General features: G+C 66.7%; 24 protein-coding genes, 2 pseudogenes and 1 riboswitch. Of the genes and pseudogenes, 13 read left to right on the top strand and 13 right to left on the bottom strand.

All coding sequences use genetic code 11. The features are described from left to right. Nucleotides 1-117: 117 nt before the first annotated feature. The 3 genes from FQK05_RS12250 (at nucleotide 118) to FQK05_RS12240 (ending at nucleotide 3,372) form a co-directional block, all read left to right on the top strand. Complete coding sequence (locus FQK05_RS12250) at nucleotides 118-1,098, top strand: ABC transporter substrate-binding protein (protein WP_158967091.1); 981 nt, start codon at nucleotides 118-120, stop codon at nucleotides 1,096-1,098. A 34-nt stretch (nucleotides 1,099-1,132) separates the two neighbouring features. Further along, the gene (locus FQK05_RS12245; protein ID WP_233270477.1) at nucleotides 1,133-2,809 is read left to right on the top strand and encodes an ABC transporter permease; all 1,677 of its coding nucleotides are present in this window, start codon (nucleotides 1,133-1,135) and stop codon (nucleotides 2,807-2,809) included. 161 nt (nucleotides 2,810-2,970) lie between these two features. Further along, nucleotides 2,971-3,372, top strand: a complete 402-nt coding sequence (locus FQK05_RS12240) for a hypothetical protein (protein WP_158967089.1) — start codon at nucleotides 2,971-2,973, stop codon at nucleotides 3,370-3,372. Between the two features lie 159 nt (nucleotides 3,373-3,531). Here FQK05_RS12240 and FQK05_RS12235 read toward each other — a convergent pair whose 3' ends face one another. After that, nucleotides 3,532-4,551, bottom strand: coding sequence for an ABC transporter ATP-binding protein (locus FQK05_RS12235; protein ID WP_158967087.1), 1,020 nt, complete (start codon nucleotides 4,549-4,551; stop codon nucleotides 3,532-3,534). Nucleotides 4,552-4,726: 175 nt separating this feature from the next. Then, complete coding sequence (locus FQK05_RS12230; protein ID WP_158967085.1) at nucleotides 4,727-5,452, bottom strand: TetR/AcrR family transcriptional regulator; 726 nt, start codon at nucleotides 5,450-5,452, stop codon at nucleotides 4,727-4,729. Nucleotides 5,453-5,688: 236 nt separating this feature from the next. Between FQK05_RS12230 and FQK05_RS12225 the strand changes: the two genes are divergently transcribed. Beyond that, on the top strand, nucleotides 5,689-5,973 hold the full coding sequence (locus tag FQK05_RS12225) for a Clp protease/crotonase-like domain-containing protein (RefSeq protein ID WP_158967083.1): 285 nt from the start codon (nucleotides 5,689-5,691) through the stop codon (nucleotides 5,971-5,973). Here FQK05_RS12225 and FQK05_RS26090 read toward each other — a convergent pair. After that, on the bottom strand, nucleotides 5,957-6,241 hold the full coding sequence (locus tag FQK05_RS26090) for a hypothetical protein (protein ID WP_233270476.1): 285 nt from the start codon (nucleotides 6,239-6,241) through the stop codon (nucleotides 5,957-5,959). The two genes, FQK05_RS12225 and FQK05_RS26090, sit on opposite strands and share 17 nt — an antisense overlap. A 28-nt stretch (nucleotides 6,242-6,269) precedes the next feature. On the opposite strand from FQK05_RS26090, the gene FQK05_RS26085 reads away from it, so the two are divergent. The 5 genes and pseudogenes from FQK05_RS26085 to FQK05_RS12200 all read left to right on the top strand — a co-directional run bounded on the left by FQK05_RS26085 (nucleotide 6,270) and on the right by FQK05_RS12200 (nucleotide 9,192). Next, nucleotides 6,270-6,434 (top strand): acyl-CoA dehydrogenase family protein, encoded by a 165-nt coding sequence (locus FQK05_RS26085; protein WP_233270475.1) that lies wholly within the window; start codon nucleotides 6,270-6,272, stop codon nucleotides 6,432-6,434. A 35-nt stretch (nucleotides 6,435-6,469) separates the two neighbouring features. Next, nucleotides 6,470-8,014, top strand: a complete 1,545-nt coding sequence (locus tag FQK05_RS12215; RefSeq protein ID WP_158967081.1) for an acyl-CoA synthetase — start codon at nucleotides 6,470-6,472, stop codon at nucleotides 8,012-8,014. 23 nt (nucleotides 8,015-8,037) lie between these two features. Continuing rightward, nucleotides 8,038-8,163 (top strand): annotated as a pseudogene (locus FQK05_RS12210) (3-hydroxyacyl-CoA dehydrogenase); the annotation flags it as partial. A gap of 439 nt (nucleotides 8,164-8,602) precedes the next feature. Beyond that, complete coding sequence (locus FQK05_RS26080; RefSeq protein WP_158967648.1) at nucleotides 8,603-8,740, top strand: TRAP transporter large permease subunit; 138 nt, start codon at nucleotides 8,603-8,605, stop codon at nucleotides 8,738-8,740. A 5-nt stretch (nucleotides 8,741-8,745) separates the two neighbouring features. Next, a complete protein-coding gene (locus FQK05_RS12200) occupies nucleotides 8,746-9,192 on the top strand; it encodes a type 2 periplasmic-binding domain-containing protein (RefSeq protein ID WP_158967079.1) in 447 nt (148 codons plus the stop codon). 234 nt (nucleotides 9,193-9,426) lie between these two features. Here FQK05_RS12200 and FQK05_RS12195 read toward each other — a convergent pair whose 3' ends face one another. From FQK05_RS12195 to FQK05_RS12175, 5 genes are all read right to left on the bottom strand, one after another. Beyond that, nucleotides 9,427-11,046, bottom strand: coding sequence for a Na/Pi cotransporter family protein (locus FQK05_RS12195; protein WP_158967077.1), 1,620 nt, complete (start codon nucleotides 11,044-11,046; stop codon nucleotides 9,427-9,429). Nucleotides 11,047-11,160: 114 nt separating this feature from the next. Further along, nucleotides 11,161-12,129: an ABC transporter substrate-binding protein gene (locus tag FQK05_RS12190; RefSeq protein WP_158967075.1), complete on the bottom strand. Its 969-nt coding sequence runs from the start codon at nucleotides 12,127-12,129 to the stop codon at nucleotides 11,161-11,163. Between the two features lie 30 nt (nucleotides 12,130-12,159). Further along, on the bottom strand, nucleotides 12,160-12,945 hold the full coding sequence (locus tag FQK05_RS12185; RefSeq protein WP_158967073.1) for an ABC transporter ATP-binding protein: 786 nt from the start codon (nucleotides 12,943-12,945) through the stop codon (nucleotides 12,160-12,162). Continuing rightward, nucleotides 12,945-13,775 carry an ABC transporter permease gene (locus FQK05_RS12180; protein ID WP_158967071.1) on the bottom strand — a complete coding sequence of 277 codons (831 nt, stop codon included), beginning with the start codon at nucleotides 13,773-13,775 and terminating at the stop codon, nucleotides 12,945-12,947. Before FQK05_RS12180 ends, FQK05_RS12185 begins: the two co-directional genes overlap by 1 nt. Next, nucleotides 13,766-14,902: an aryl-sulfate sulfotransferase gene (locus FQK05_RS12175; RefSeq protein ID WP_158967069.1), complete on the bottom strand. Its 1,137-nt coding sequence runs from the start codon at nucleotides 14,900-14,902 to the stop codon at nucleotides 13,766-13,768. The genes FQK05_RS12180 and FQK05_RS12175 overlap by 10 nt, the downstream gene beginning before the upstream one ends. A 184-nt stretch (nucleotides 14,903-15,086) precedes the next feature. Here FQK05_RS12175 and FQK05_RS26535 point away from each other — a divergent pair. After that, nucleotides 15,087-15,263, top strand: a pseudogene (locus tag FQK05_RS26535) (LacI family DNA-binding transcriptional regulator); the annotation flags it as partial. Between the two features lie 69 nt (nucleotides 15,264-15,332). After that, nucleotides 15,333-16,136 carry a substrate-binding domain-containing protein gene (locus FQK05_RS12170; RefSeq protein WP_407644507.1) on the top strand — a complete coding sequence of 268 codons (804 nt, stop codon included), beginning with the start codon at nucleotides 15,333-15,335 and terminating at the stop codon, nucleotides 16,134-16,136. Here FQK05_RS12170 and FQK05_RS12165 read toward each other — a convergent pair. The 3 genes from FQK05_RS12165 to FQK05_RS12155 all read right to left on the bottom strand — a co-directional run bounded on the left by FQK05_RS12165 (nucleotide 16,133) and on the right by FQK05_RS12155 (nucleotide 20,269). Next, the gene (locus FQK05_RS12165) at nucleotides 16,133-17,791 is read right to left on the bottom strand and encodes a GMC family oxidoreductase (RefSeq protein ID WP_158967065.1); all 1,659 of its coding nucleotides are present in this window, start codon (nucleotides 17,789-17,791) and stop codon (nucleotides 16,133-16,135) included. The two genes, FQK05_RS12170 and FQK05_RS12165, sit on opposite strands and share 4 nt — an antisense overlap. Before the next feature lie 163 nt (nucleotides 17,792-17,954). Then, nucleotides 17,955-19,031, bottom strand: coding sequence for a 2Fe-2S iron-sulfur cluster-binding protein (locus tag FQK05_RS12160; protein ID WP_407644503.1), 1,077 nt, complete (start codon nucleotides 19,029-19,031; stop codon nucleotides 17,955-17,957). A gap of 5 nt (nucleotides 19,032-19,036) precedes the next feature. Continuing rightward, entirely contained in the window at nucleotides 19,037-20,269 is a 1,233-nt protein-coding gene (locus FQK05_RS12155) for an aromatic ring-hydroxylating oxygenase subunit alpha (protein WP_158967063.1), read from the bottom strand. A 111-nt stretch (nucleotides 20,270-20,380) separates the two neighbouring features. Then, a riboswitch (cobalamin riboswitch) is annotated at nucleotides 20,381-20,578 on the bottom strand. 227 nt (nucleotides 20,579-20,805) lie between these two features. On the opposite strand from FQK05_RS12155, the gene FQK05_RS12150 reads away from it, so the two are divergent. Beyond that, nucleotides 20,806-20,997, top strand: a complete 192-nt coding sequence (locus FQK05_RS12150; protein ID WP_158967061.1) for a hypothetical protein — start codon at nucleotides 20,806-20,808, stop codon at nucleotides 20,995-20,997. Nucleotides 20,998-21,167: 170 nt separating this feature from the next. Here the strand turns inward: FQK05_RS12150 and FQK05_RS12145 are convergent, their stop codons facing one another. Then, the gene (locus FQK05_RS12145) at nucleotides 21,168-22,463 is read right to left on the bottom strand and encodes an ATP-binding protein (protein WP_267902368.1); all 1,296 of its coding nucleotides are present in this window, start codon (nucleotides 22,461-22,463) and stop codon (nucleotides 21,168-21,170) included. A 41-nt stretch (nucleotides 22,464-22,504) separates the two neighbouring features. Beyond that, nucleotides 22,505-23,188 carry a winged helix-turn-helix domain-containing protein gene (locus FQK05_RS12140; RefSeq protein WP_158967059.1) on the bottom strand — a complete coding sequence of 228 codons (684 nt, stop codon included), beginning with the start codon at nucleotides 23,186-23,188 and terminating at the stop codon, nucleotides 22,505-22,507. Between the two features lie 123 nt (nucleotides 23,189-23,311). Here FQK05_RS12140 and FQK05_RS12135 point away from each other — a divergent pair, with 123 nt between their 5' ends. Then, on the top strand, nucleotides 23,312-23,890 hold the full coding sequence (locus tag FQK05_RS12135) for a L,D-transpeptidase (protein ID WP_158967057.1): 579 nt from the start codon (nucleotides 23,312-23,314) through the stop codon (nucleotides 23,888-23,890). Nucleotides 23,891-24,029 lie beyond the last annotated feature (139 nt).

Below are 24,029 nucleotides of genomic sequence, written 5' to 3'. Positions count from 1 at the left end.
GCCGCCCTTGGCACAGGGCGGTGGCAAACGTTGCCGGGTGGCTCTGGCCGTCATGGAACTGTAGCACGTCGTTGCTAGCCACCCGCCACATGCAACAGCGACAAGGACCGCATTTCCATGAAGCGACTGATTCTGACCGCCGCCCTTGCGGCCGGGCTGGCCACCGGTGCATCGGCCGAAGGCCCGTCGGGCAAGCTGGTGCTTTATACCTCGCAACCCAATGCCGACGCACAGCAGACCGTGGATGCGTTCAAGGCAAAGTACCCGGATGTCGAGGTGGACTGGTTCCGCGACGGCACCACCAAGGTGATGGCAAAGCTGGCCGCCGAGTTCGAGGCCGGCAATCCGCAACCCGACGTCCTGCTGATCGCTGACAACGTCACTATGGAAGGGCTGGAGGCCGAAGGCCGCCTGATGGCCTATCCCGAGGCGGACGTGTCCGCCTATGACCCGGCAGTGATGGATCCGCAGCACCACTATTTCTCGACCAAGCTGATCACCACGGGCATCATGTACAACACCAATGCTCCGATGGTGCCCACGTCCTACAAGGACCTGCTGAAGCCGGAAGCCAGGGGTATGATCGCCATGCCGTCGCCGCTGACCTCGGGTGCCGCGACGATCCACATGGCCGCGCTGACCTCGAACCCGGACCTGGGCTGGGCGCTTTACGAAGGCCTGGCCGAACAGGGCGCGAACCCGCAGGGTGGCAATGGCGGCGTCTACAAGGCCGTGGCCGGGGGCGAAAAGCTTTACGGTTTCGTCGTCGACTTCCTGCCGATCCGCGAGCAGGTGAAGGGTGCGCCCGTGGCCTTTGTTTTCCCGACCGAAGGCGTGTCCGTTGTGACCGAGCCGGTGGCGATCCTGTCGACCGCCAGGAACACCGATGCGGCAAAGGCCTTCGTCGATTTCCTGATCTCGGAAGACGGGCAGAAGCTGGCGGCCGACATGGGCTATCTGCCGGCGCATCCGGGCGTTCCGGCGCCCGATGGGTTCCCGTCGCGCGACCAGATCAAGCTGATCGCCTTCGACCCGGCCAGGGCCCTGGCCGAGGATCAGGAGAACAAGGAAAAGTTCCTGGACATCTTCGGTGGCTGACAGCCTTCGATCGAGGATGGGGCGCGGCGAGGGGATGACCCTTGCCGTGCTTGCGCTTTTCGCGGTGGTGCTGTTCGGCCTGCCGCTGGGGCTGCTGGCACGGGTCGGGTTGACCGACGGTGCCGTCCCGTCGCTGGCGCCGCTGATCGAGGCTTTGGGTAAGTCGTCCGTCCAGAAGGCCGCGTGGAACAGCCTGGAAAGCTCGGCCCTGTCGGGGCTGGCCGCGACCGTGATCGGATCGGTGCTGGCGCTGGTCGTGGGCCTGTCGGACGTGCGGGCCAAGGGGCCGCTGGTCTTTGCGCTGCTCTTGCCGATGATGATCCCGCCGCAGGTGACAGCTATCGCCTGGGTGCAGGCGCTGGGGCCGTCCAGCGTCGTCCTTGGCACGCTGGGCATCGCGCCGCCGCCCGGCTCGCCCCATCCGCTTTACACGCCGTTCGGGGTGATGCTGCTGCTGACCGTCCAGCACATGCCCCTGGTCTTGCTGGTTGTTCTGGCCGCGCTGCGATCCCTGCCGCGCGAAATCGTCGAGGCGGCGCGCATCGCCGGTGCCCGCCCCGCACGCATGATCCGCCGGGTGATCCTGCCGCTTCTGGCGCCGTCGCTGGTGGCGGGGTTCATGCTGGCCTTCGTGTCCGCCCTTGGGAATTTCGGCATCCTCGCGATCCTTGGCATCCCCGCGCGCTACACCACGCTGCCGGTCCTGATCTGGCGGCGGCTGTCCAGTTTCGGACCCTCGGTCCTGACCGATGTCGCCGTGATCTCGATCCTGCTGGCGGCGGTGGCGCTGGTCGCTGTGACCCTGTCGATCCGCCTGCAGAAACGCATGCGTGCCGCGGTTGTGGGCCCGCCGCAGCCGCCTTTGCGGATCGCGCTGGGACGTGCGCGGCCGGTGGTGGAGGCGGGGCTTCTGGCATATGTCGCCGCCACGCTGGTCCTGCCCCTGACGGCCCTGACCGCGACGGCGCTGGTCCGGACCTATGGCTTGCCGCTGAGCGCCGACACCGTGACGCTGGACAACTTTGCCGAGATCCTGTTCCGCCAGGCCTCGACCGTGCGGGCCTTTGCCAATTCGACCCTGGCCGCGGGGGCGGCGGCCTTTGTGCTGGCGGGGCTGTCGATCGCCACGGGGTACTTCCTGTCGGACCGCCGGTCGCGGCTGGGCCGGCAGGCTGGCGGCACGCTGCAGGCGCTGGCCGATGTCAGCTATGCGATCCCGGGGCTGGTGATTTCCATTGCCTTCATCCTGGCCTTCATCCGGCCGCTGCCCTTGCTGAACCTGTCGATCTACAACACGCTGACGATCATTTTCCTGGCCTATCTGACTGCCTTCCTGTCAGTGGCGCTGAAACCCGTCGCCGCCGCCTATGGCCAGCTGGACCCGTCCCTGGACGAGGCCGCGCGGGTATCGGGCGCGGGCTTTGCCCGCCGGATGTGGCGGATCTTTGCGCCGCTGACTGCGCCGGCAGCGGCATCCGGCGCGATCCTCGTGTTCCTGACAGCCTATAACGAGGTCACGGTCTCGGCCCTGCTCTGGTCGACCGGGAACGAGACCATCGGGACCTCGATCTTCAATTACGAGGACGGCGGATATACCACGCTGGCCGCGGCCCTGTCCTGCGTGACGGTGCTGGCCACGACGGTGCTGATGGTGGCGCTGGACCGGTTCGGCCGCCGCTTGCCGCCCGGCGTGGTGCCCTGGCGCACATGAACGGTTGCGGGCCTTTCCGGGCGTCTTCGCGCCCGGTGCAAGGCAGGCTGTTCAGTTTTCAGGTCCTGGTTGAAACTGCGGTGCGCCGGGAAAAATCTTGGAACAACAGGCGGGTGTCTGGTGTTGAACCAGCAACGAACCAAACAAGGAAAGGCTTCGACATGTTTTCGAAAACCAAAATCCTCGCCCTTGCTTCGGCCGCCATGCTGACCTCGACCATGGCTTTCGCGGAAGTGAACCCCGCGCCCGCCGATCTGTCGGATGTGACGGTTCTTGACGGCTACATGGGCTCGGTTGTCATGACCGAGGACGGCGTGGTTCTGGGCACCGTCGCCGATGCCGATATCGACGCCAACATCGCCGATGTCAGCATCGACCTGGCGGACGGTCTGGACATGAGCACGGCCGATGACAAGATCACCGTCCTGGCCGAACAGGGAACGCTTGCCGTGCAGGGTCGCGACATCATCCTGCTGGCCTCGGCCGAGGAAATTCGCTCGCAGGTGAATTCGACGGACCACGGCGACTCGTCCGAGGTGAAGGTCGACCTTTTCGCCAAGTAACCTTGGCGCGGGTTCCGGCGGCGCGTGACGCGCCTGCTGTCCCGACGTTTCCCGGCCTGGCCGGGTGCGGCCCGCAGGATCCTGTCCTGCGGGCCGTTGTCGTGCCGTGTGCAACTGAACTGATCTGCATTTGAAACCGACCTGCAGTGGCGGCCGGTTTCAGCCGCTCTTTCCCGGCAGGATCCAGCCACCGTTGATGGCCAAGGTCACCAGACCGCCGTCCGCCAGCCGCTGCCGGGCCGAAACGGGCAGGGGTTCCGAAAGCCCTTCGACCTCGGCCAGCGCTTCCCAGTGGCCCCCGCGATAGAAGACATGGGTCAGGCGGGCGGGCGTCACGCCGCCGAACGCGATGTCACCGGGGCGCAGGACCACCTGTCCGGGGCCGTTCCCGGTCAACCAGGGCAGGATGAACGGCCCCAGGTCTGCGCCGCCCCCTGTCAGCATCGCCGGCAGTACGGCGGCGCGACCGATGAAGCGGGCGACCTCTTCGGTCACGGGGCGGTCGTGCAACTCCTGCGGCGGGGCCACCTGCAGGAAGCGTCCGTTCCACATGACCGCGATCCGGTCGGCCAGGGCCATTGCCTCGCGCTGGTCGTGGGTGATGTAAAGTGTCGTTACCCCTGCCTGGCGATGAAAGCGGTGGATTTCGGCCTCCATCCGCGTGCGCAGGTGCGGGTCCAGGTTGGCCAGGGGTTCGTCCATCAGGATCGTCCGCGCGCCGCCCGCAAGGCAGCGAGCCAGCGCGACGCGCTGCCGCTGGCCGCCGGACAGCGCTGCGGGCATCCGGTCGGCGAAATCGGTCAGGGCCACGGTGTCCAGGCTGCGGTCCGCGATGCGGTCGACTTCGCGCCGGGGCAGGCCGGCGGATTCGGCGGGGAAGGCCACGTTCTGGCGGACCGTCATGTGGGGCCACAGCGCATAGGACTGGAACACGACCCCTACGGCGCGCTTTTCCGGGGGCATATGCAGGCCGGGCCGGGCAACGGATACGCCATCCAGCGTGATCGCCCCTTCATCCGCCGTTTCCAGGCCTGCGATCAGGCGTAGCAAGGTGGACTTGCCGCACCCCGAAGGGCCAAGAACCACGAAGAATTCGCCGTCCGCCAGTTGGGCCGATATGGCGTCGACCGCCACGGCCTTGCCGAACCGCTTGGTCACAGCTTCCAGTCCTGCCGACATGTCGTTCCGTTTCAATAGCCGGGGCCGATAACCCGCGCCGGGGTAGCGGCCCGGGGACGGCAGGGCAATCCCGCCCCGCTGCAGTCACGAAAACTTCACGAACTGCGCGGCAGACATTGTTCGGGGCGGCCGGGCGCGGGTGACGGGCGATCGGAGGGGTGCTTTTTGCGGCGGATCAGCTGTCCGGCGTCGGGACGGCCTCTGCGGCGATGTCGCTGCGTTTCTGTCCCACGACGGCCAGGGTCGTGTCCGACACCGGTGCTATGATCATGCCGGCCATGATGTCGGCCAGGTTCGGTTCCGCGGAAGCCTGGTTCCACAGCGACGACCAGTTGCGGTGCCCCTCCTTGCCGGATTCCATCGAGGCACCGGCCGACAGGGCGAACAGCAGCATCAACTGCAGACGCTGGTTGATGATTTCCTTCGGCATCTCGGGCGCCAGCCGCGCGATGTGGCGGAAACAGCGCCGTGTGGCGCGGTCAGCATCCGCCGTCGCCTCGAACAGCAGGTCGCGGCGGGTGATCAGGACAGAGGTGAAGAACTGAAGCTGGAACAGTTCGTCCTGTGCGTCGGCCGATCCGCGGTTCACCACGGGCAGCAGGATCTCGGCCACCTCGCGGACGCTGTTTGGCCCGCCGCGGGCTTCCAGTGCGTCCAGGCGGCGGTTGTTGTCATCGTCGAGCCTGGCCGCCACATCCGCCAGGATCTCGCGGATCAGGGCGTCGCGCGAGGTGAAGTAATAGGTGATCGAGCCGTTGTTCTTCTGTCCGGCGGCCGACTGGATGTCCCGGATCGACACGTTTTCGATTCCCTGCTGGGCGAACAACCGCAGCGCGGTCTTCTTCAGACGCATCCGCGTCCGTTCGCCCTTGCGCAGGGACTCTTTTGCCGTGGGCGCCATTCAACCTTCTCGGATTTCAAGTAAATTCTCTAGTTTTATAGGCAGGGACCCGTCCCAGATCAACTCGGACCGAAGCGGTCTCCGGGCCTCGGAAGCATTTTTTAATGCATCGCTTGAAAAAATGACGGGCCGCCGGTATGGTCCCGTCGAGCAGAAGCGGGGGCGGGGAGAGGCCACGCTTTGGGAGGGCTTTACATGGGCTTTGACTATCGTCGCGACGCGTCCGGAAAGCTGTCGTGACGATGGACATGGACGGGCAGTCGGCCAACATGACGGTCCCCGCCTGCCACGATCTCATGGGCGCCACGGTGGCCCGGCTGGAGGCCGAAGAGGGCCTGAAGGGCGTGATCTTCGCATCGGCCAAGAAGACCTTTTTCGCCGGGGGCTATCTGAACGGCCTGCCGGAGGCCGAGGCCGGCGATAACGCCAACAAGGCCCGGCTGAACGAGGACAAGGGCTTTCTGCGGCGGCTGGAAAAACTGCCGGTGCCGGACGTGACCGCGATCAACGGTGCGGCATGAGGAAAGACAGATGATCCGCAAGACGGCCGAAGACAAGGGCGATCACTGGCTGCTGAATGGGGCCAAGACCTTCATTTCCAACAGGATCCTGGCCGGGCTGATCGTCGAACGCCGCGCCTTCGGCCGGCCCATCGGCAAGTTCCAGAATTCGCGTTTCGCCATGGCTGCGATGAAGACCAGGCTGGATGGCGCCTGGACCTTCGTCGATCATTGCGCGCTGGAACACATGGACGGGCACCTGACGGCCGAGATGGCGGCGCGAGGCCAAGCTTCTGACCTCGGAGATCGAGGGCGAGGTGGGCGACGGTTGCGTGCAGCTGCATGGCGGCGCCGGGTTCATGGAAGAATACGAGATCGCCCGCATGTACTGCTCGGCCCGGGTCAGCCGGATCTATGCCGGGTCGTCGGAGATCATGAAGGAAATCATCGGCCGCAGCCTGGGCCTGGGAGAACGCAGCTGAGCGGCCGCCAACGGGACCTAAAGGGAGGGAATGACATGAAACATCCATCGGCATTCGCGAAGACGACGCCGGACAAGATCGCCTATCAGATGGCGGATGGCAGCGGGTCGCTGACCTTTGCGGAACTGGACGCCGTGTCGAACAGGGGTGCGCAGGCCTTTCGCGCGCTGGGTCTGGGGCAGGGCGACCATGTCGCCCTGCTGTTCGAGAACAACCTGGATTTTGTGGGCCTGACCTGGGCCGCGCAGCGCAGCGGCCTGTTCTATACCGCGATCAGCCGCCACCTGTCGGCGGACGAGATCGCCTATATCGTGGTTGACTGCGACGCCAAGGTGACCATCGTGTCCGCCAGGTATGCCGAGCTGCTGCCCGCGCTTCGGGCCGCCTGTCCCGAGGTGCGTTTCTTCCTGTGTGGCGCCGGTGTGCCCGCGGACCTGGACTGGAAGGCGTTCGAGGCCACCCAATCCGCCACGCCCGTCGCGGACGAGGCGGCAGGGGCCGACCTTCTCTATTCTTCCGGCACGACGGGGCGCCCCAAGGGCATCACCCGCACCTTCACGCCGCAGCCCGTCGACACGGTAATCCCGGGCCTGATGACCGTCCTGTGCGAGACGATGGCCGGCATGGGCCCCGACACGATCTACCTGTCGCCCGCACCGCTCTATCACGCGGCGCCGCTCCGGACGTCGATGATGGCGGTCATGCTGGGCGGCACGGCGGTCATCATGGAACGCTTCGACGCCGAAGAGATGCTGCGCCTGATCGAGGCGTACAGCGTCACGCATACCCAGGTCGTGCCGACCATGTTCGTGCGGATGCTGAAGCTGCCGGAAGACGTGCGGACGAAATACGACATGTCCTCGCTTCGGGTGGCCTACCATGCGGCAGCGCCCTGTCCCAAGGACGTGAAGGCGGCGATGATCGATTGGTGGGGTCCGATCCTGATCGAATACTATGCCGGATCGGAAGCCAACGGCGTGACCATCGCAATCTCCGAGGACTGGGTGAAGTACCCGGGCACTGTGGGCAAGTCGATGATCGGCGAGATCGTCGTGGTCGACGATGAGGGCAACGAACTGCCCGTGGGCGAGATCGGCAACATCTATTTCGACAGCGGCGTGGAATTCCAGTACCGCCACGACCCCGAAAAGACCGCCCGCGCCTATCTGCGGCCAGGCTGCGCCACCATCGGCGACGTGGGCTATGTGAACGAGGACGGTTTCCTGTTCCTGACCGACCGGGCGTCCTACACGATCATCTCCGGCGGCGTGAACATCTACCCGCAGGAGACCGAGGACATGATGATCGGTCACCCGGACGTCGCCGACGTGGCGGTCTTCGGCGTGCCCTGCGAGGAGATGGGCGAAGAGGTGAAAGCCGTCGTCCAGCTGGAACCGGGGGTCGAGCCGACCGAGGAAAAGGCGCAGGAGCTGATCGCCTGGACGCGCGCGCGGCTGTCGAAGCCGAAGGCGCCCAGGAGCGTCGATTTCCGCGACGAGCTGCCCCGCACGCCGACCGGCAAACTGATCAAGCGCAAGCTGAAGGACGAATACTGGACCGCGAAACCGACGGCGGCCTGACGGAGTTAGCAAGGAAGACCGACATGAAGATCGAAGGAACCGCAGCCATCGTCACCGGTGGCGCATCTGGCCTGGGCGGTGCACCCGCTGACCTGCTGGCAGCGGCCGGGGCGAAAGTCACGATTTTGGACCTGAACACCGAGCTGGGTGATCTCTGGGGACACGCTATGCTGGCGCGATTCCATCGTGGTGAACCCGATGCTGAACGACGGGACGATCCGCCCGGACGTCGCAATCCGGATGGCACCCAGATGACCTTTGCATTCGACACGTCCGGCATGTCGGACCGGGCGCTGGACATCGCGGACCGGGTCGAGGCCTTCGTCCCCGACGTGGTCGCGCCCTATGAACAGGATTCCCGCCGCGGCGCCCACGGTCCGCCCGAGGAGATGAGCCTGGACCTGAAGGACGCCGCCCGCAAGGTCGGTGTCCTGCGCCCCATATCCTGGAAGACGGGTCGCACCTGACCCACCGCGAAGCCGCCTGAGTGCTGATCCGTGCGCGCTTGGCGGTGCCGGAGATGCTGCGCTATCGCTTGCGTCATCCTTGGCCACGGCCGTCGTCGCGGCGTCCGGCACCATCGGGACGATGATCCCGCCCAGCATCCTTTTCGTCCTATACGGCATGTTCACGGGCCAATCGATCGGCATGCTGCTGCCGGCCGGCATCCTGCCGGGCTGGAGCGGGGCCAGCTGGACTGCGTCGCGGGCAACACGGCGTGGCTGATCCAGATGTCGCTCTATGACGTCGTCAAGGACGTGACCGACATGGGCATCGGCACCTTTGCCGGCGGCATCCCGGTCAACATGAACGCCGACAGCGGGGCCAGCCTGTCCCCGGAAACGCAGACCATGTTCTACAAGGAAGGCGCGCTGGCGGCTGTCGACGTGGCCATCGCGTTCGCGGCCGAAGATGATGCGGCCCTGGCCGATGCGGGCGAGCACGGCGTGAACGTGGTCGAACCGGGCGAAAGCCTGACCACGCAGTTCTCTGACTTTGCGGACACCGAATCCAAGCGCCTTCTGGACCTGGCCGAACAGCGCGGTTTCGAGAACGCCGAGGCGCTGCAGACCACCTACAAGGATCTGCTGACCAAGTGGGAAGGCATCGTGGACGAGCTGAACGGCGGCCGCGAGGCGATTACCGCCAAGATCTATGAAACGGCTGTGCCGAAGTGAACTGATCCATTCCGTTTCGACGACAACCACGACGCACGCGCCCCGGCATTGCCCGGGGCGGGCCTTTTTCTTTGGAGCATCCGGCCGGAATGCCGGCGCTGCACAGTTCGGCCCGGAAAGGCGGAACTGAAGGCTGAATGTGGGTCAGACTTGCACCGCGTTCCTATAAAAGCGCGATGTCGAGGGTGGGCGGCGGGGAGGACCGTCCGCCCGGACCGGGTCGCTGGTCCTTGGTCAGTCCTGGGTGACTTCGATCCGGGCCTCTTCGGCCGGGGGGATTGCAGGATCGGTCGGGGCGGCGGCCCGGTTCTGGTGCACCCGGATCCGCCACAAGTGATACGCGGTGCGGTGCAGCCATCGCAGCGCGTCCAGCTGGTCCAGTGCCAGCTGGTCGCTGACGGTGCCCGACACGGCGGCGGCCACGATCCGGTCGCGCGGGGCCCGGCGCTGGTCCTTCATCAGGGTCCGAAGGCGGTCCAGCATCGCCTCGGTCGCCTGGCGGTCGGCGGGCCGTGCCTGCCGGGCCGCGGCGCCCGCCATCAGCCCGCGCAGGCGGCGCAGACGATGCGTCTTGCCCAGCGTGATGATCCGGGTTGCCTGGTCGCAGCGATGCAGCAGGCGGAAAAGGTGGTCCAGCGCGTGGAAGGCACTGGCCAGGGCCTGTGTCTGGTCCTTGGTTCCCGGCGGCAGGATGATCCGGTCGAGATATGCGCGCAGCTCGGTCAGGGCGGCACGCAATTCCTCGCTGTCGTGGCGGACCGCATCGGGTGGCAGCTCTGCCCCCAGCCTGTGGCACAGATGATCGCAGGTCGCGATGTTCAGCCGTTCAAGGCAGTCCAGCGCCAGCCGCGTGGCCAGCGGCGGCTCTGGCAGGACGGCGGGGTCCAGCCCGGCGGTCAGGGCCGATCCGCGTTCCGGCACCAGCCATTCGATCAGCCGGGCGAAGGGCTGCGCCACCGGCAGGATCAGGACGACGCCCAGTCCGTTGAAGAGGCTGTGAAAGGCCACCAGCGCGATCTGGCCGTTGCCGCCGCCGATCAGTGGCATGACAAAGGCGGAAAAGGGCCCCAGCAGGGCAAAGGCCATGGCACCGGTCATCAGGTTGTAGACGACATGGGCCAGGCCCGTGCGCCGCGCCATGGTCCCGCCGCCCAGTGTGGCCAGAAGGGCGGTGAAGGTGGTGCCGACATCCATGCCGATCACCAGCGCCGCCGCTTGCGGAAAGTTGATCGCCCCGGCACCAAGGGCGGCCAGCGCTGTGGCGACCCCGGCGCTGGACGACTGGGTCACCACCGTGATCACCAACCCGATGCCCAGCAGTTGCAGGCGACCGGCCAGGGTGTCGGGCGGAAAGTCCTGGGGCGTCACGATCCCCTGAAACGCGTCCAGCCCGTCCTTCAGGAAATCGATGCCGATGAACAGCAGGCCGAACCCGGCCAGCGCCTGACCTGCCGCCACCAGCCTTGGCCGTCCGGTCAGGTGCAGAACGGCACCCAGGAAGACGACCGGCAGCACCGCCTGACCCAGGTCCAGCTTGAAGCCAAGCCCCGCCACCATCCAGCCGGTCAGCGTCGTGCCGATATTGGCACCGAAGATGATGCCCAGGGCCTGGGCGAATGTCATGACGCCCGCCGCGACGAAGCCTACCGCGGTGACAGTCGTGGCGCTGGACGACTGCACCACCGCGGTGGTCAGGGCGCCGGTGACGGCGCCACTGAGGGGGGTGCTGGTGAACCGGGCCAGGACCGACCGGATCTGATCGCCGGCCAGGCCCTTCAGGCCTTCGGTCAGCATCAGCATCCCGACAAGAAAAACGCCCACGCCACCCAGCGCGAAGAGAACATTCCAGATCATCCGCCAGCCATAGCACCGGGATCGGGGTTCGATAAGTTGTTGCTGTGTGCGGGTGGCCTGGATGGTTTCAGGACGGCGAATGGTGCGTGCAGAGCACGCACCCTACGGGGTCGGTCAGTTGCCGACGGTCGCGGCGCTGTTCAGCGCTTCGGGGGCCATGTAGGCCGCGATGGATTCGGCCGACAGCGGTTCGCCCCGGATCACGCCCTGGGCCAGGATCCAGTCGGCTTCGGCCGCGATCAGGTCGGCCAGGCCATCGTCCAGCTTCAGGCCGATATCGACGTCCTGCCACATGGTTTCAATCGCCGGGACCGGCATCGTCCCGTTCATGGACGCCGCGACCGCCTGCATCGCCATCGCCGGATCCGCCGCCACTTCGGCGTCCGCCCTGGCCAGCGCACCCATGAAGGATTTCAGCGTCTCCAGCCTCTCGCCCGTCATCCCGGGCGTGGCGGCCAGGATGTAATGGACCTGATAGTCGCCGCCGCGCAGTTCCACATAATTGTCGCCCAGGGTCTTCGCGGCCGCGCCATAGAAGGTGGGGAAGGGGACAATGGCGTCGACATCGCCGCGGGTCACGGCAGGGACCAGATCCGGCGGGGCGGCCGACACGATTTCCGCCTCGACGCCTGCGTCTTTCAGAAGGCCGTCCAGGAAGTAGTGGACATTGGTGCCGATGGTCGTGCCGATCCGCCGGCCGGCAAGGTCGGCGGGCGAGGTCAGCGGCCCGGCCGCGGTATTGCCGATCACGCGCGACCCGGTATAGCGCGCCAGATCGCCCACGATCCGGAAATTCTGCCCGGTCAGGGCGCCGGTGGCGGCGGGGAATTCGGCCATGAAGGCCACGTCCACCTGCCCGCCGATCAGCGCCTCGAACCCTTCGCGGCCCGTGGGGAAGGACACGATCTCCACATCCAGCCCGGCATCGGTGAAATACCCCTGGGCGATGGCGACATCGACCTGCGGGGTCTGCGGGTTCGGGCTCCACGCGAAAACCAGCGTTTCGGCATGGGCAAGGACCGGGGCAAGGACGGGGGAAAGGGCGATGGCCGTGGTGACGGCGAGGGTCTTGAACATGGTCATTTGGGTCTCTCCTGTCAGATCAGTTGTTGTTCAGGCATCGATCAGCGCGCGGGGGCGCAGCAGGTCGATGATCTCGTCCCGGATGGTCAGCAGGTCCGAGCCGGAGCGGCTGAAGGTCCGGGGGCGGGCTTGCGTCAGTTCGTAGTGCCGGATCAGGCGGCCGGGGGCCTGGCTCATGACCCGGACCTCGTCGGCCAGAAGCAGCGCCTCGTCCACGTCATGGGTGACGAAAAGGACCGTGGCGCGGTGCTTCTGCCAGACGCTCAGCAACAGATCGTGCATCACCAGCCGGGTCTGGGCATCCAGCGCGCCGAAGGGTTCGTCCATCAAGAGGACCTTCGGCCCGAAGGCGAAGGTGCGGGCGATGGCCACGCGCTGTTTCATGCCGCCCGACAACTGTTGGGGGTACTTGTCGGCATGGGCGCCAAGGCCCACCTCGTCCAGCGCGGCGCGGGCGCGGTCGATCTCTTCCGCCTTCGACAGGCCGAGCCGCTTCAGCCCGAAGCGCACGTTGCCAAGCGCCGTGAACCAGGGGAACAGGCCGTATTGCTGGAAGATCACGCCCACCTTGTCGGACGGGCCGGTGATCGGCACACCGTCCAGGGCGATCGTGCCGGAGGACGTCTTCACGAAGCCCCCGATCGCGTTCATCAGGGTGGACTTGCCGCAGCCCGACGGGCCGATCAGCGCGGTGAAGGTGCCGGGTTTCAGGTCGACATTGGTGGTGTCGAGCGCAATGACGGGGCCCTTCTTTCCGTTGAAGCGGATGGTGACATCCTGAACCCGGACATGACCTTCGTTGAGCATGGTGGTCATCACGACTGCTCCCAATGGACGAGTTTCTTGCCGATGTGGTGGACGATCAGGTCGACGGTGGCACCAAGCAGGCCAAGGATGATCAGCAGCGAGAACATCCGGTCCGTGCGGATGTACTGCCGCGCCTCCTGCAGCCGATAGCCGATGCCCGACGACGCGCCGGAGAGTTCCGCGGCGACAAGGCTGAGGAAGGCCAGCGCCACGCCCAGCCTTATGCCGGCAAAGATGTGGGGGGCGGCAGCCGGGATCACGACCGTCAGGAATTCCCGCAGTTTCGACGCTCCAAGGGAGCGCGAGGCCCGCAGGTAGGTTTCCGGCACGTATTCCATGCCGTGATGGGTGTTGAACCAGACCGTCAGGAACACGGTGTAGGATATGACGAAGTATTTCGACCCTTCGCCGATGCCGAACCAGACGATGGCCACGGGCACCAGCGCGATGGCCGGGATCGGACGCAGCAGCGTCAGGAACGGGTTCAGCAGCGTCCGGATCACCGCGACGCGCCCTGTCAGCAGCCCCAGCGCTACGCCAAGGCTTGCGCCCAGGACGAACCCGATGGCCGCGCGCGACAGCGACACGCGCAGGTCCTTGGCCAGGGTGCCGTTCTGCCACATCTCGACCGTGGCGGACCATACCGACCAGGGCGCGGGAAAAATCGCCTCTGGCAGGATCTGCAGGGCACCCACGGCGGACCAGATGCCCAGGATGAACAGGAACGAGATCACCGGGCCCCCTGTCAGCGTCGCGGCGGCGATGCCGCACAGGCGCTTGATTTGAGGCAGGAGCCCGTTCTCGGATGTGGGCGGGGTTTGCAGGTCAGTCACAGCCATGTCACCTGCTCCGCCTTGTAGCGGTGGGCGCGGAAGCATGAATTGTGCTGGCCTTGCGTGAACTGGTTCAGTGGCGCAGGGTATTCGGCGAAGTCGGGGATGACGTATTCCCAGACGGTTTCGCCCTCGGGCGTCACCTCGAACAGCCGCCCGAACGCGCTTTCGCAGATCAGCGTGTTGCCGTTCCACAGCCGCTGGCACGAGCCCATGTAGGGCGAAAAGAAGCTGGGCGGCATCGGGTCGGCATAGGACCACGTGACCTTGCCCTCGGGCGTGAATTCCAGCGCGCGGGAAAAGGGAGAGGTCGACCCCTGCCGGACGTTCCCGTTGTCGAAGACGAGGATGGAGCCGTCCTCCATCTCCATCGGTGTGTGCTGCTGGGCCACGACGTCGGGGCCGACGTGCCAGACCACGCGGCCGGTGGCACGGTCGACGGCGATCACGCCCGAGGTCGTGCGCAGGCTCATCAGGATCAGGCCGGTCTTCGTCAGCGACAGGCCGTTGATCATCGGCCAGTGACGCCGGTCGAAGATCGCATGGACGGGGAAGTCGGCCGGGTCGAGATGGTCCCAGATCCGCCATTCCCAGACGGTTTCGCCCTTGCGGTTCACCTCGCGCACGATGTCGGACTGGATGATGCCGTCGGCCCCGTCCTTGCGGGGATCGCCGCCGGTGACGCGGGCGGCCTTGTCGGCCGGAAGCGGCGCGGCGACGGTGTAAAGCAGGTTACCATTGGCCAGCCACTGGCCGTCATGGTGGTGAAAGATGTCCTCGTGCCGCCAGACGATCTCGCCCGAGGGTGTCGCTTCGTAGAAATCGCCGCCATGCCACAGGTCCCAGGCGGGATAGAGCGCGGCCGAGGTCTTGTGGCTGCCGTTGTAACCCAGATTGCCGTTGGGCAGGATCACTGCGTCGCGGCCGGCGCGGACCGGCATCTGCCACGTGTGGGCGGTGTTGCCTTCGATATCCACCAGGTCCACGCGACCTGCGGCCGTCTGTCCCGCGAACAGGGTATAGCCCCCGGCGGACCGGGCCGGATCGTAAGCCGTCAGCCCAAGGGCGCGGCGGCGCAGGGTCACCTGGTCGGGCAGGGCCTTCGTGGGTCGTTCCAGTGTCGATGCCGTCATGTCGTGTCCTTCCGGTTCGGGCGCGGCCTTTCGGATCTCGCGGCGTTGGATGTTGGGTGTTAAAACGTTTTAAAGATCTTATGCGCTTGCCGGCGGTGAATTAAAACGTTTTACTGAAGGGCGGGAGCCAAGATCCCAGAAGCGCCCGCGGATCGGGCAGAAATTCGGCGGACATGGCTGCAAGATGAGCGACAGTGAAACGGGCAAGCCGAAAAAGCCGGGCGGAAAGCGCCCGACGGTTGTCGATGTGGCGCGCCGGGCCGGGGTCTCTCCCGGCACGGTTTCGAACGCGCTGAGCGGAAAGCGCCGGGTCGACGCCGAAACACGGGCCCGGATCGACGACGCGATTCGGGATCTGGACTACACGCCCAACATGGCGGCGCGCGGGATGCGGACGGGGCGGGCGAACACGATTGCCCTGTTGTCCTCGATGCCTACGGCCGTGGCGGCGGGGGCGTCAAAGCTGGGCTTCATGATGGAAATCGCGGCCTCGGCTGCCCTGACCGCGCTCAGCCGCGATGTGGCGCTGATCCTGGTGCCCCCTATCGACGACCCGGTCGAAGCCTTGCGCAATGTGCCCTTCGACGGTGCGCTGCTGGTCGAACCCGCGGCCGACGACCGCTTTCTTGACCTACTGACCAGCCGGGCAGTGCCGACGGTGGCCGTGGGCCGCCCGGCCGACCCGCAGGGGCCCTTTGTCGATCTTCAATACGAAGAAACGGCGCGGTTGATGATCCGGCATCTTCTGGCGGCGGGCGCCCGGTCCTTCCCATTGATGATCGGGGTCAGCCAACGCCGCAGCTATGCCGATTTCGAACGGACCTATTGCGCGGAACTGTCACGCGCCGGCCTGGTGCCCCGCGTGATCCGGGTGGACGAGGCGCAGGGTGAAACGACTGCCGCCGCGGCGATCCTGCGCGATCTGGAACGAAACCCGGCCTGCGACGGCGTGCTGGTGCCGGTCGATGCGCTGGCCACGGGGGTGATGGTGGGCCTTCGCGCCGCGGGCCGAAGCGTGCCGCGGGATGTGAAGGTGATCACCCGCTACGACGGTATCCGGGCCCGGACGGAAACACCGCCGCTGACTGCCGTCGACCTGCATCTGGACCGCGTGGCCGAGATCGCGACGCTGGCCCTTCTGGACCTGATCGAGGGCGTGGCCGACAGCCCCGTCCCGCGCCCCCCGCGCCCCGAGATCGTCGCGCGTCTGTCGACAGGGCACGGTGGCGCCTAGCGGTCTTGCCGCACCGGTGGGGCTGCCGGCCCGCGTGACGCGGGCCCGTGGACCAGCCCCCGCACCAGATCCGCTGCGCGTTCGGCCAGCATGGTCACGGGCGCGTTGATGTTGCCCCCGATGGCCGTGGGAAAGACCGAGGCATCGACGACCCGCAGCCCTTCCGTCCCCAGCACGTTGAGACGGGCGTCGACTACGGTTTCGGGATCGCTCTCCTGGCCCATCCGGCAGGTGCCCAGCGGATGGTGGACGGTGATAGCAGTCGCGTGGATCAGCGCATCCAGCACGTCGTCCGAATACCCCTTCGGCGCGACCTCGGCGCCGACGAAAGGGGCCAGCGGTGCCTGCCGGCCGACGTCGCGGGCCATGCGCAGGCCCTGCCGCAGTAGCGCGCGGTCGGCGTCGGCGGTCAGGAAGTTCTGATCGATCCGAGGGGCCTGCGCCGGATCGTCCGAGATCAGCCGGATCCGCCCCCGGCTTTCGGGCCGCAGCACGATGGCGCGGATGGAAAAGCCGTCCTGATAGGGCGGCCGGATGCGTCCCATGTGCGGGCTGGCATGGATCGGGGCGGCGATGGTCTTGAACTGCAGATCGGGCATGGCCAGGCCGGGGTCGCTTTTCAGGAAGGCCATGCTGCCCACGGGCAGGTTCGTGGCGATGCCCCGTCCGGCGAAATAGGCGCGCCCCAGCTCCAGCGCCAGGCGGTCGGCCCGCATCCGGCGGTGCAGTGGCCCGGGGTCCTTGCGGGCATAGAAGACAGCGGCCGACAGATGGTCCTGCAGGTTCCGCCCCACGCCCGGCAGGGCCACGCGCGGGGCGATGCCCACGGCCGCCAGATCCTGCGGATCGCCGATGCCGGAGAGGTTCAGAAGCTGGGGAGAGTTCACAACACCGCCGCACAGCAGTACCTCGCGCGCCGCATGGACCCGATGCAGGGTGCCGTCCTGAAGATAGGCGATGCCCACGGCGCGCGGCCCGTCGAACAGGATCTGCGTCGCCAGCGCCTTCAGCTTCAGCGTCAGGTTCGCGCGTCGCAGCGCGGGTTTCAGATAGGCGTCGGCATTGGAACAGCGCCGCCCTTTCCGGATCGAGAACTGCCAGGCGCCGAAGCCTTCCTGCTGTGCCCCGTTGTAATCGTCGGTCCAGGGATGCCCGGCGGCCAGTCCGGCCCGGGTAAAGCCGTCGACCAAAGGATCGGGATAGGTGGAAAACCGCGTCGTCAGCGGCCCGTCGCCGCCGCGGTAATCGCTGGCCCCGCCTTCCCAGCTTTCCTGCCGCCGGAAATAGGGCAGCACGTCGTCATAGCCCCAGCCCGCCAGCCCGGCATCCGCCAGCGCGTCATAGTCGCCCCTGTGCCCCCGCACATAGGCCATCGCATTGATCGAGGATGAGCCGCCCAGCACCTTGCCGCGCGCAAACTCCATCGCGCGGCTGCCGATTTCGGACTGGGGTTCCGAGAAATACATCCAGTCGTCCATCCGGTTCGACAGGATGTGGGGCCAGCCCAGCGGGATGCGGATCCAGGGATTGCGGTCGGGGCCGCCGGCTTCCAGGACCATGACGGTCGTGTCTTTATCCTCGGACAGGCGGGCGGCCAGGGTGCATCCGGCGGATCCGGCCCCCACGATCACATAGTCGACTTCGGTTGTGGTCATGGCGGTCCGTCCGGTGGTGCGTTCCGGGCAGAGTATCACGGTCGGCAGCCGCCGCCACAGTCGTGTCGACGAACCGGCGCGTCTGTGCCCCGCCGACCGGACCTGTCGTGACAGGCCAGGGGATCAATCCGGGCGCAGCGTTCCGGCGCCCGGCGGGTCGCGGTCAGACCTCGACCGCGACCTTGCCGATGGGATGTGAACAGCAGGCGAGGATATAGCCGTCGGCGATGTCGTCCTCGGAAATCCCGCCGTTGTGGACCATGTGCACCTCGCCCGAGACCTTCTTGATCTTGCAGGTGCCGCAGACGCCGAAAGTACAGCCCGACGGGATGTTCAGCCCCGATGCGCGGGCGGCGGCCAGGATCGTGTCTGTCTCGGCCACTCTGGCGGTGACGCCCGACATGGCGAAGGTGAGTTCGACCTGGGAGCCTTCTTCGGGGACCACATCGTCCAGTTCTGGCACGTCGGCTTCGGTCGCGGCGGGCGCCTGGAAGCTTTCCTGATGATACCGGTCCATGTCATAGCCGAGGCCCTGCAGCGCGTCGCGCACGGCCTGCATGAACGGCTCCGGCCCGCAGCAGAACACCTCGCGCTCAAGATAATCGGGTGCCATCAGGCCCAGCATCAGCTGGTTGAACATGCCGCGATAGCCGGTCCAAGGGCTGAACGGATCGGGTTTCTCGATCACCCAGTGCAGGTCGATCCCGGGCACACGGCTGGCCATGTGCTCCAGCCGCTGGCGGAAGACGATTTCCGACGGGCTGCGGGCACAGTTGACGAAGACCACGTCCGGCACGGTGCCCAGGTCGAACATGTAGGTCGTCATCGACATGACCGGCGTGATCCCCGACCCGGCCGAGATGAAGAGGTACTTCGGCGCCTCGTGGTTCAGGTGGCTGAAGACCCCCGCGGGGCCGAAGGCCTTGATCCGCATTCCCGGCTTCAGGTGGTCCAGCATCCAGCGCGTGCCGATGCTGTCGGCCTGCGCCTTCACGGTGACGGAAATCGACCGCGGCCGCGACGGCGCGGACGAGATCGTGTAGGTCCGGTGCACCGTGCCCTGTGCGGTCGGCAGTTCCAGCGTCAGGAACTGCCCGGGCAGATAGTCGAAAAGCGCGCCCGAAGGCGCCTGAAAGGTGAAGGTGGCGGTATTCTGCACCTCGGGGATGACGGACACGCATTCCAGCGGCTCGGCATCGCTCCAGAAAGCGCGGTCGGGCAGGTTCGACATGTCCTTCATCGACATTACTCCGCGGCGATTCGGGCGGGGGTGCCCAGGCGTTCGGTCATGGTGTTGCAGTACCAGTCGACGAACTGGATCACGCCGGATTCCTGGATCGCCGAATAGGGTCCCGGTTCGTAGGCGGGCGAGTTGATGCCTTGCTGGTTGTCCTCGACCACACGGCGGTCCTCGTCATTGGTGGCGATCCAGACCTCGGTCAGGCGTTTCAGGTCGTAGTCGCGGCCTTCGACCGCATCCTTGTGAACCAGCCATTTCGTCGTCACCTCGGTTTCCGTCGGCGAGATGGGAGTGACGCGGAACAGGATGGAATGATCCGGCAGGAAGTGGTTCCAGGTCGTGGGATAGTGGAACTTCAACAGCGATCCGGCGTCGTCGAAGGGCACCCGGCCCAGCCATTTCTGCACCGCGATGCCGCCGTCCATGGTATAGCTTTTCGCCCCGGGCAGCAGCGGCATCCGCGCAACGCGGTACTGGCCGCTGTCGGCGATGTGGAAGTTCGCGGGAATGCCCGCGGCCTCGCACCGGTCGAAATGGGCCTGCAGATGCGGGGGTGCATTGCCGTCCTCGCCGATGCCGGACACGGTCGGATCTTCCGGGAACGTCCGGCACAGGGCGGGGTGGTTGCCGCCGCAGTGATAGCATTCGCGGTTGTTTTCCCAGACCAGTTTCCAGTTGCCGTTTTCCACGATGGACGAGGAATAGGCGATCCTGGCATTGGCCAGGTCGTGCACGTCCAGATAGGGGCGCGCCAGGTCGGCGAAGGCGTCGAAATCGGGCGCGTCGTCCGCCAGGCAGATATAGACCAGCCCGGCCAGTTCCCGGCAGTGGACGGTCTTCAGCCCGTGCTTCGACGGGTCGAAGGCCGGGCCCATGTCGCGGGCCCACAGCAGGCGGCCGTCCAGTTCGTAGGTCCACTGGTGATAGGGGCAGACCAGCTTTGGCACGTTGCCCTTTTCGCCCTTGCAGATGATCGACCCGCGGTGACGGCAGGAATTGTGGAACGCGCGGATCACGTTGTCGCCGCCGCGGACAATGATCACGCGGTATTCGCCGACCTTGTGGGTGACATAGGATCCGGCCTTCTCCAGCTCGCAGGCCGGGATCGCGAACAGCCAGTCGCGGTACCAGATCGTATCGAGATCCGCCTGATAGATGCCCGCGTCGGTATAGAAGGGCCGCTCCAGCGCGTATCCGGGACGGCGCGCGGCCAGGAGCCGCAGGGGATCGTATTCCATGGTCTCTCCGTCCGCGCTGACCGGCGGCATGATCGAGGGCGGAGGGACAGCGCAGGCCTGACAGCGCGCGGCAGGACCAAGCGCCATCGGGCGTCTGCACCGCCGCCCGCGGTTGACGTCACATGCAAGGCTGGTTTCCGGACTTGGGAAGGCCTTCCGACCGGCCGCGACACCTTCCCGGGGCTCTCCTTCCCCAGTGGTTCGTCGCCGCGCCCTTGCTTCCCTTACCGTTGCGGGGGCAGTGCCGGATCTGCACCGGCTTCCCAATTCTCCGCCCTTGCGGACGGCACCTTGCAGATCCCGATTAGCACCATCCGGTTAACCGTCATTGCACGAAAGCGACGTCGCCGATGCTGTTTCCGCTCAACCCCGACCCCCGTGGCCAGGGGGGTCGGAACCGGCCTTTCGCAGGAGGCCGGGACCCGCCCGTTCCGCCGGCCCGAACAGTCCGGCCTGCAGTCACCCGGGGCAGAGCGACAGGTCGGCCTTCCAAGAGGCAAGGTTCAGCACTGCACCCGGCACAGTCTGGCCGAGACATGTTATGTCTGGAAAAGGAGAGGCTGACGCTCTGTCCCACCAGCCTGAACGATCACGACGAGGTCGGGGACGTTGCGGCGCTGGAACAGGCCGAACGCGCACGGGCCGGCCTGTCGCCGTTCGGAAACGAGGAGGAACGGCGGTTTCCCCCGGGGGTCTTCCCGGTGCTGGCGCAGCAGGAGGCGCAGTGAATGGTTGGCCCCCCTTGGGCCATTGCCTGCTGGCTGAACGTACGGCCCGCTGTTGCGGGAGGGCTGCCGATGCAGCGAAAGAAGGGCGGCCGCACCCGGGGGGCGACCGCTACCCGGTCTCGCCGTCACTTTGGGCAGTGATTTCAGCATGCTTCCTGGAAATCGCAGGGTTATCCTTGGCCATTGCCACGCAGCCGCAACCGCACGATCTGCCCTTCGCCGTCGCTGTCGTCAAAAATCACCTCGCCCCCTAATCGCTCCATCGCGCTGGCGACGATAGAGAGGCCCAGGCCGCTGCCGTTCGGGCCGCCTGCCTGTCCGCGGGTGAAACGCTCGCTGGCGCGGTCGCGCAGGTCCGGCGGGATGCCTTGCCCATGGTCCCGGACCACCAGCTCGATATCCGTGCCCTGCCGCTGCAGCGCCACCGTCACGCGCCCGCCAACGGGCGAGGCGTGGATCGCGTTCTCGACCACGTTGCGAAGCGCGGCGCGCAGGAGGAAGGGGTTGGTGCCCAGCGGCCCGCCGATGTCGGGGGCTAGGATCTGGACCGTCACGCCCCTTGCCTCGGCCAGCACCGCAAGGTCATCGACCGTCTCGGCCATCAGCCGGCCGGGGTCGGTCGGTTCGGTCGCCACGTCCGACCGGTCGACGGCCGCCAGTTCCAGCAATTGCCGCACCATGCGGTCGGTCCGGTCGACCGATTTCTCGATGGCGGCCAGGGCACGGGCCTGGACCTTCGGGTCATCCGACAGGCGGATCACCTGCGCCTGCGTCCGCAGCCCCGCCAGCGGTGTCTTCAGCTCGTGTGCGGCATAAGTCGTGAAATCCCGCTCGACGTCCCGTGCTGCTGCAAGGCGCGCGAACAGCGTGTCCAGTGCACGGCGTACCGGCCGGATTTCCTGCGGTTCGGGGCCGGCAGGCAAGGGGCTGAGGTCGGATGGAGACCGCGCCCGCAGGGTTGCGGCCAACCGGTCCAGCGGGGCCAGCCCGCGGGCGACGCTGACCCAGATCAGCAGGGCCAGGATCGGCAGGATCATCGCCACCGGCAGCAGCAGGCCCGCCAGCACGTCCCGGACCAGCCGGTCCCGCACCGCCAGGCTGTCGCCCACCATCACCCGAACGCCCAGGTCGCGGTTGATGACCGAATAGACGTGCCAGGGTTCGCCATCGACGGTGGAGCGGGAATAGCCTTCGGCCGCCGCATCGGTCAGCACGGCGTCGGGGGCGCCGTTCGACCGGCCGACCATTACGCCGTCCAGGGACCAGATCTGGCAGGAAAGCTGCCGGTTGTACCCTTCGACCGCGGGCATCGGCACGCTGATCGGGGCGCCGCCGGCCTGCGCCACCGCGATCCGCTGGCCGGACATCAGCGACGACACCATGCGCGCGGCTTCGGCCAGGCGGGCGTCCAGCACGTGTTCGACCTCTGCCCGGGTCGAGGTCTGGATCCACAGTGCCGCCGACAGCCAGACCGCGCCGGTGGCCAGGACCAGGATCAGGAACAGTCTCAGCCGGATCGAGATGGCGCGTCCCCCTCTGCTGCCAGCCGATAGCCCAGGCCGCGAAGCGTTTCGATGAAGTCCCGGCCGATCTTTGCCCGCAAGCGGTGGATATGGACCTCGACCGTGTTGCTCTCGATCTCTTCCTGCCAGCCATACAGGCGCTCTTCCAGCGTGTCCTTGGACAGGACCCGGCCGGGATGTTCCATCAGCGCATGAAGGATCGCGAATTCGCGGCGGGAAAAGGACAGATCCTGCCCATGCAGCCGGCCAGAGAACGTCGCCGGATCGATGACCAGCCCGTTGTGGCGCAGGGCCCCGTTCGCCCGCCCTTCGCCGCGCCGCAGGATGGCCCGCAGACGGGCGGCCAGTTCCTGAAGGTCGAAGGGCTTGCCCAGATAGTCATCGGCCCCGGCGTCCAGACCGCGCACCCGATCCTTGACCTGGTCCCGCGCGGTCAGCAGCAGCACGGGCAGGGCGGATCCCTTCGCACGCAGTTCGGACAGAAGGTCCAGTCCCAGCCCGTCGGGCAGCATGATGTCCAGCACCATGCCTTCGAATTCCGACACGTCCAGCGCCGCGCGGGCATCGGCCAGCGTGCCGACAAGGTCGGCGGTGAAACCCGACAGGCGCAGGCCCACGGTCAGGCCGTCGGCCAGGACCTCGTCGTCCTCGACGATCAAAATGCGCATGGGCTCTCCATCCCGGCTCTCTCGGCTCCCAAGCTTAAGGCCCGCTTAAGCTTCGAAGTCCACCCGGTCGGTCCGACATTGCCGCGTCCGTCCCAGGGCCGGCCCTGCCAGAAGGAGACCCCGATGAGAAATCCCGTCACCCGCCGCGATGCCCTGATCCTTGGCCTGTCCACCGGCACCGTGCTGGCCGCGCCCACCGTCCTGAGGGCCCAGACGGTCCCCGAGACGCAACCGGAAACGACGCCGCGCAATATCTCCAGCTTCCAGATGCAGGACTGGAGGGACCATTTCGACAGCCTGGGCAAGGCGACGGTTGTGGCCGACACGGGGTCGAAGGCCCTGCATTACTGGAACGAGGACGGAACCGATTACCGGATCTACCCCACCTCGGTCCCGCGCACGGACGAACTGACCAAGCGCGGCTATACCCAGATCGTGCGCAAGAAGGTCGGGCCGTCCTGGACGCCGACCGCCTCGCAGATGGAACGGTTCCCGGACTGGAAGCCGATCCCGCCGGGGCCGGAAAACCCGCTGGGCACCCATGCGATGTATCTCAGCTGGCCGGCCTACATCATCCACGGCACCCATGACACGCGGAAGATCGGGCGCGCGTCGTCGGACGGGTGCATCGGGCTTTACAATGTCATGATCGAGGAACTGTTCGCCCTCTGCCCCGTCGGCACCCAGGTCCGCGTAATCTGAGCCGGTGGGCCGCAGGACCCTTCTGACCGGGGGGGCGGCGCTGGCGGCCTTCCCGGCTGCGGCCCAGACGACGCAGCAGGCAACACCCCAGCCGGTCGTGCTGCATCCCAGGGTCTGATCACGGGAAAGCCCCCCGGCC

The organism is Chachezhania sediminis (genome assembly GCF_009765275.1).
Lineage (GTDB): Bacteria > Pseudomonadota > Alphaproteobacteria > Rhodobacterales > Rhodobacteraceae > Chachezhania > Chachezhania sediminis.
This window is presented reverse-complemented; position numbering and strand designations above follow the sequence as displayed.